5 protein-coding genes and 1 pseudogene are annotated in these 5,746 nt (G+C 67.6%); 2 read left to right on the forward strand and 4 right to left on the reverse strand.

Annotated elements, in window-relative coordinates:
- Nucleotides 1-193 (reverse strand): annotated as a pseudogene (locus ACDELDRAFT_RS25845) (SDR family NAD(P)-dependent oxidoreductase); the annotation flags it as partial.
- A gap of 166 nt (nucleotides 194-359) precedes the next feature.
- Here ACDELDRAFT_RS25845 and ACDELDRAFT_RS18245 point away from each other — a divergent pair.
- Both ACDELDRAFT_RS18245 and ACDELDRAFT_RS18250 read left to right on the forward strand, forming a co-directional pair.
- On the forward strand, nucleotides 360-1,418 hold the full coding sequence (locus ACDELDRAFT_RS18245; protein WP_005799470.1) for a CDP-6-deoxy-delta-3,4-glucoseen reductase: 1,059 nt from the start codon (nucleotides 360-362) through the stop codon (nucleotides 1,416-1,418).
- A gap of 135 nt (nucleotides 1,419-1,553) precedes the next feature.
- Entirely contained in the window at nucleotides 1,554-2,525 is a 972-nt protein-coding gene (locus ACDELDRAFT_RS18250) for a Bug family tripartite tricarboxylate transporter substrate binding protein (RefSeq protein ID WP_040329882.1), read from the forward strand.
- A gap of 301 nt (nucleotides 2,526-2,826) precedes the next feature.
- Here ACDELDRAFT_RS18250 and folK read toward each other — a convergent pair whose 3' ends face one another.
- From folK to ACDELDRAFT_RS18265, 3 genes are read right to left on the reverse strand one after another with little or no spacing between them, the layout of a single operon-like run.
- Nucleotides 2,827-3,330, reverse strand: coding sequence for a 2-amino-4-hydroxy-6-hydroxymethyldihydropteridine diphosphokinase (gene folK / locus ACDELDRAFT_RS18255; RefSeq protein WP_005799472.1), 504 nt, complete (start codon nucleotides 3,328-3,330; stop codon nucleotides 2,827-2,829).
- 17 nt (nucleotides 3,331-3,347) lie between these two features.
- Nucleotides 3,348-4,928: a polynucleotide adenylyltransferase PcnB gene (gene pcnB / locus ACDELDRAFT_RS18260; RefSeq protein ID WP_005799473.1), complete on the reverse strand. Its 1,581-nt coding sequence runs from the start codon at nucleotides 4,926-4,928 to the stop codon at nucleotides 3,348-3,350.
- 52 nt (nucleotides 4,929-4,980) lie between these two features.
- Nucleotides 4,981-5,712 (reverse strand): HAD family hydrolase, encoded by a 732-nt coding sequence (locus ACDELDRAFT_RS18265; protein ID WP_005799474.1) that lies wholly within the window; start codon nucleotides 5,710-5,712, stop codon nucleotides 4,981-4,983.
- Nucleotides 5,713-5,746 lie beyond the last annotated feature (34 nt).

Below are 5,746 nucleotides of genomic sequence, written 5' to 3' on the forward strand. Positions count from 1 at the left end.
CGCGCGCAGGCGGGGCAGCCGCTCTGCCTGCGAGGTGAGCGCCAGCACGCGCAGCCGCCCGGCTCCGGGGGCCACTCAACAGGGTGCGTGCCACGCGCTGCCCCACGTCGCCATAGCCCACGATGAGCAGGCGCTCGCGGCGAAACCGCGAGGGCAGCGCCCCCAACCCACTGGTGACTGCCACCGTGCTCATGTGGCCTCCTGCGACAGCACGGCTGGGCACGCGCCGCCGCTGCGCGCTGGTGCCTTGCACCAGGTCGTGGCGCCTGCACGGTTAAGGGGACGATCAGGTTCTGCGGGCAAAATCGGGGGCATTCGCATGAAGACAGCTTGAAGAATAGTCCAAGGATACCCACAACATGACCAGCGCCGACACTGCTGCCGCAGCTTTCCAGATCACCGTGCAGCCCAGTGGCCGCGCATTCACAGCCCAGGCAGGCGAAGCCATCCTGGCGGCCGCCATCCACAGTGGCGTCGGCCTGCCCTACGGCTGCAAGGACGGCGCCTGCGGCTCGTGCAAATGCAAGAAGATCAGCGGCGCCGTGCACCATGGCGAGCACCAGTCCAAGGCCCTCACGGCCGACGAAGAAGCCGCTGGGTTCGTGCTGACCTGCTGCGCCCAGCCACTGACCGACGTGGTGCTCGAATCGCGCCAGGTCACCGACGAGAGTGCCTACCCCGTCAAGAAGATGCCCGTGCGCGTGGCTGCCTTCGAGAAGAAATCGCACGACGTCATGCAGGTGCGCCTGCAACTGCCTGCGAACGACACATTCCGCTACCACGCGGGGCAATACATCGAGTTCATTCTGCGCGACGGCGCACGCCGGGCCTACTCGATGGCCAACGCGCCCCACACCCAGGCCGAAGCGCCCGGGCTGGAGCTGCACATCCGCCACATGCCTGGCGGCAAATTCACCGACCACGTATTCGGCGCCATGAAGGAAAAAGAAATCCTGCGCGTGGAAGGCCCGTTCGGCAGCTTCTTCCTGCGCGAAGACTCGGCCAAACCCATCGTGCTGCTGGCTTCGGGCACCGGGTTTGCGCCCGTCAAGGCCCTGATCGAGCACATGCAGTTCAAGGGCATCACACGCCCTGCCACGCTGTACTGGGGCGGCCGCCGGCCCGGCGACCTTTACCTGCACGACTGGGTGCTGGCGCGCGCCGCCGAAATGCCCCACCTTACCTACGTGCCCGTGGTGTCCGATGCGCTGCCCGAAGACGGCTGGACGGGCCGCACCGGCTTTGTGCACCAGGCCGTGATGCAGGACTTTGCCGACCTGTCAGGCCACCAGGTGTATGCCTGCGGCGCCCCCATCGTCGTGGACTCGGCACGCACCGCCTACAGCGCCGAACGCGGCCTGCCGCCCGAGGAATTTTTTGCCGATTCGTTCACGTCCGAGGCCGACAAGCACGGCTGAAGCCGGCGGCAGGTGCGCACCGGGCCGGATGCCAGCCCCCGGCTGCCGGTGCCTTAAGCCGGTGCCAGCACCCGCAAAGCCCCAAACCCCACCCCTCCTTCGTGAGGGCAGTTTCATTTTTTGCACAATGGAGCCATGAACCGCCGAAACATCCTTCTCGCAAGTGCCGCTACCGCAGCGGTTTTCTCTTCTTCACTGGCCATGGCGCAGGAAGCGCCCATCCGCCTGATCGTGCCCTATGCCCCCGGCGGCCCGCTGGATGTGACGGCACGCGCGCTGGCCGAGCGGGTGCGTGAATCGCTGGGCACGGTGATCATCGACAACAAGGGCGGCGCGGGCGGCAACATCGGGGCCGACGCCATTGCCAAGGCAGCGCCCGACGGACTGACCATCGGCATCGCGGCCACCGCCACGCATGCCGTGAACCCCTGGCTGTATGCCCGCATGCCCTACGACGCCGCCAAGGACTTTGCCGGCATCACGCAGATGGTGCGCGTGCCCAACGTGCTGGTCATGAATGCCGACAAGGCAGCGCAACTGAAGATCAACACCGTGGCCGACCTGATCGCCTACGCCAAGGCCAACCCCGCCAAGCTCAACTACGGCAGCGGCGGCAATGGCAGCGCTGGACACCTGGCGGGCGAGATGTTCAAGCAGCGCGCGGGCATTTTTGCCCTGCACATCCCCTACCGCGGCGGTAACCCGGCCCAGCTGGCCCTGCTGAGCGGCGAGGTGGACTTCAACATCGACAACCTCTCCACCGCCGCGCCCAACATCCGCGCCGGCAAGCTCAAGGCCCTGGCCGTGACCAGCCTGCATGAAAGCCCCGCCCTGCCCGGCGTGCCGCCGCTGTCGAACACGTTCAAGGGGTTCGCGATCGACACCTGGTGGGGCCTGGTGGCCCCCGCCGGCACGCCCAAGCCCGTGATCGCCAAGCTGAACAAGGCCTTCGTGGCGGCGCTCAACGCGCCCGAAACCAAGACCCGCTTTGGCGCGCTGCTGGCCGAGCCCGTACCCACCACCCCTGAGCAATTCGATGCCTTCATGGCCAGCGAACGCGCCAAATACCAGCAACTGGTGAAGGCGTCGGGCGCCAAGGTGGACTGACGCGCGGACAGTGTCCAGCGCCAGGGCGGACACGCGCCATTGGGATCGGACACCGCACGGGGCAAGGATGCCGCACAGGGCAAGGACGCCGCACAGGGCAAGGACGCCTGGCCACGGCCCCCGGGTGCTGCGATTGGCCGCTATGGGTGGCCCTTGGGAGTCCGGCGTCCCTTGATGGCCAGTCGTCTGCCCAGGGGATCTGGCGTACCGGTTTTTCAAAGCCAATGGAGACCATGCGCAGGCCCCATATACGCCAATAGCTACTTTTTCAATAGCAGCCGTACTGTCTGCCTTGAGGCGGCTACACGTGCGACCAGCCGGCGTCCTGCATCTGCTCGATGCGCTGCGCGGCCACGGCCGCCAGTTGCTGCGCCGGCACGCGTGTGGGTGCCAGTTCGGCCAACGGCAGCAGCACGAACGCGCGCTCGTACATGCGCGGGTGCGGCACAGCCAGCGCGGGGGTGTTGATCACCTGATCGTTGAACAGCAGGATGTCCAGGTCGAGCGTGCGCGGCGCGTTGCGGTAGGGGCGCTCGCGCCCGCATGCGTGCTCGATCTCCTGCAGCCGCATCAGCAGTGCTTCGGGCGCCAGAGTGGTCTCGAGTTGCGCCACGGCGTTGAGGTAGTCGGGGCCGCCCGCATCCACAGGCGCGCTGCGATACAGCGACGACACCCGCAGCACACGCGTCCCTGGCAGCGCGGCAATGGCCTTGAGCGCGCTGCGCAGGCTGTCCAGCCGGTCGCCCAAGTTGGCCCCCAGACCGACCCAGGCTTCAACCGCGCCGAGGGTGTCGCCCTCCACCATGCGGACAGCCCCCCTCTTTACTCGCCTGCCGCTACGGCAGCCGCGCCCTCGCCACTGCCGCCAGCCGGCTTGCGACGGCGGCGGCGGCGCTTCTTGGGCGCTTCGCCGTCTGCCAGGGGTCCGACATCGTCCGCAGATGCGGGGCTGGGTGCGGCGTTGCCTGCCGGGGCCGTCGGCGCACTGCGAGGCACGCGGCGTACCACGGGCTGCGCCTTCTGGCGCGCCTTCTGTTCTTCACGGGCCTGGTCCATGAGGTCGTCGCGGCGGTCGTCGCTGGCCCCCTGGAAGTCCTGCCACCACTCGGCCAGCGCTTCTTCCACTTCGCCAATGTCGGCCCGCAGGCGCAGAAAGTCGAATCCGGCGCGAAAGCGCGGCTGGGCCACCATGCCAAAGGGTCCGCTGCCCACGCGCTTCTCAAAGCGCGGCTGCATCACCCAGATCTCGCGCATGTCGGCGGCCAGCTTGCCGCGGCCTGACACGTCGCCAATGCGCTTGTCGAACACGTCGTCGATCGCGTCCTGCAGCGCGGGCAGCGGGTGCTGGCGCTGGTTCAGGCGCTCGGTCCAGCCCTTGCGCACGTCTTCCCAGAGCACGCAGGCCAGCAGGAAGCTGGGCGCCACGGGCTTGCCTTCGCCCACACGGCGGTCGGTATCGGTGAGGGCGGCGTTCACGAAGGGCGTGTCGGCGCGCTCCACCACCACGTCCAGCAGCGGGTAGATGCCCGTGGCCATGCCCAGCTTGCGCAGCTGCGCAATCGTGGCGATGGCATGCCCGGTCTGCAGCAGCTTGAGCATCTCGTCGAACATGCGGCTCTGCGGCACGTCTTGCAGGAGCTGCTGGGACTGCACCAGCGGCGCGGCCGTCTTGGCGTCCAGCGTGAAGCCCAGCGCACTGAGCTTGGCGGCAAAACGCACGGCGCGGATGATGCGCACCGGGTCTTCGCGGTAGCGCGTGGCCGGGTCGCCGATCATGCGCAGCGTCTTCTTCTTGGCGTCCTGCAGGCCCTTGTGGTAGTCCACCACGATCTGGCTCACCGGGTCGTAGTACATGGCGTTCACGGTGAAGTCGCGGCGCGTGGCGTCTTCGTCCTGAGGGCCCCATACGTTGTCGCGCAGCACCCGGCCGCTGGCATCCACCGCGTGCTGCATGCCCGAAAGCTGCGCCTTGCTGGTCTTTTCGTTGCCACTGACCTGGCCTGCGGCCGAGTTGTCGAGGTACGCGCGGAAGGTGGAGACCTCGATCACCTCGTGCTCGCGCCCCCGTCCATGCACCACGTGCACGATGCGAAAACGCTTGCCGATGATGAACGCGCGGCGGAACAGCCCCTTGACCTGCTCGGGCGTGGCATTGGTGGCCACGTCGAAGTCCTTGGGGCGCAGGCCCAGCAGCAGGTCGCGCACGGCTCCGCCCACGATGTAGGCCTCAAAACCCGCCTGCTTGAGCGTGGCCACCACCTCGGCCGCGCGGCGGTCCACCAGCTCGGGGTTGATGCCGTGGACCGAGGCGGGCACCTCTTCGCGCTTGCCGAAATGGGGCTTGCCGCCCGAGGTGCCGGGCGTCGATTTGCCCAGCAGTTTGTCGATGAACTTCTTGATCATGGGTATGCAGTAAACAGGTGAACCGGCGCCAACAGGCAGGCGGGGTGCGGCTTCAGGGGGCACCATCCCGCGCGGCGGCGGGCTGCGCATCCGTGGCCGGGCCGGCCGCAAACAGGTCCAGTATGCGCCAGCCACGGTCCTGCGCCAGCGCTCTCAGACGGGCATCGGGGTTGGTCGCAACGGGGTGATCGACCTTCTCCAGCAAGGGCACGTCGTTCATGGAATCGCTGTAGAACGTGCTCTCGACATCGCCCCACGACAGCCGCCTCTCGGCCAGCCATTGTTCCATGCGCCGCACCTTGCCTTCGCGCATGGTGGGAATGCCGTCAATCTCGCCCGTGTACCAGCCACAGGAATCCCGCGCCAGCCGCATGGCCAGCAATTCTTGCACGCCCAGGGCCTGCGCGATGGGCTGGGTCACGAATTCGTTGGTGGCCGTGATGATGAGCACCTCGTCGCCGGCGGCCTGGTGCTGGCGCAGCAGTTCGAGCGCCTGCGGCCGGATGGCGGGAGCGATCACCTCGCGCATGAATTGCGCGTGGGCGGCTTGGGCGGCTTCGGGCCCGCGCCGGCGCACGGCCTCGGTGGCAAACCGCACGTAGTCATGCACATCGAGCGTGCCGGCCTGGTAATGGGCGTAGAACTCGTCGTTGCGGCGCGCGAACTCGACCGGATCGTTCCAGCCGATGCGGATGGTGAATTCGCCCCACTCGTAGTCGGAGTCGAGGGGCAGCAACGTGTGGTCCAGGTCGAAAAGGGTCAAGCGAGGGCGATGTGCCGGCATATCAATCACTGTGGGAAGAGTTGGGGCCGGCACT

Origin of the sequence: Acidovorax delafieldii 2AN (assembly GCF_000175235.1) — a bacterium.
In the GTDB taxonomy this organism is placed as follows: domain Bacteria; phylum Pseudomonadota; class Gammaproteobacteria; order Burkholderiales; family Burkholderiaceae_C; genus Acidovorax; species Acidovorax delafieldii_B.

Bases quoted from the DNA above. Each gene is read 5' to 3' on its own strand.
- ACDELDRAFT_RS18245 (WP_005799470.1), top strand. From the start codon at position 360: ATGACCAGCGCCGACACTGCTGCCGCAGCTTTCCAGATCACCGTGCAG.
- folK (WP_005799472.1), bottom strand. From the start codon at position 3,330: ATGGTGGAGGGCGACACCCTCGGCGCGGTTGAAGCCTGGGTCGGTCTG.
- ACDELDRAFT_RS18250 (WP_040329882.1), top strand. From the start codon at position 1,554: ATGAACCGCCGAAACATCCTTCTCGCAAGTGCCGCTACCGCAGCGGTT.
- ACDELDRAFT_RS18265 (WP_005799474.1), bottom strand. From the start codon at position 5,712: ATGCCGGCACATCGCCCTCGCTTGACCCTTTTCGACCTGGACCACACG.
- pcnB (WP_005799473.1), bottom strand. From the start codon at position 4,928: ATGATCAAGAAGTTCATCGACAAACTGCTGGGCAAATCGACGCCCGGC.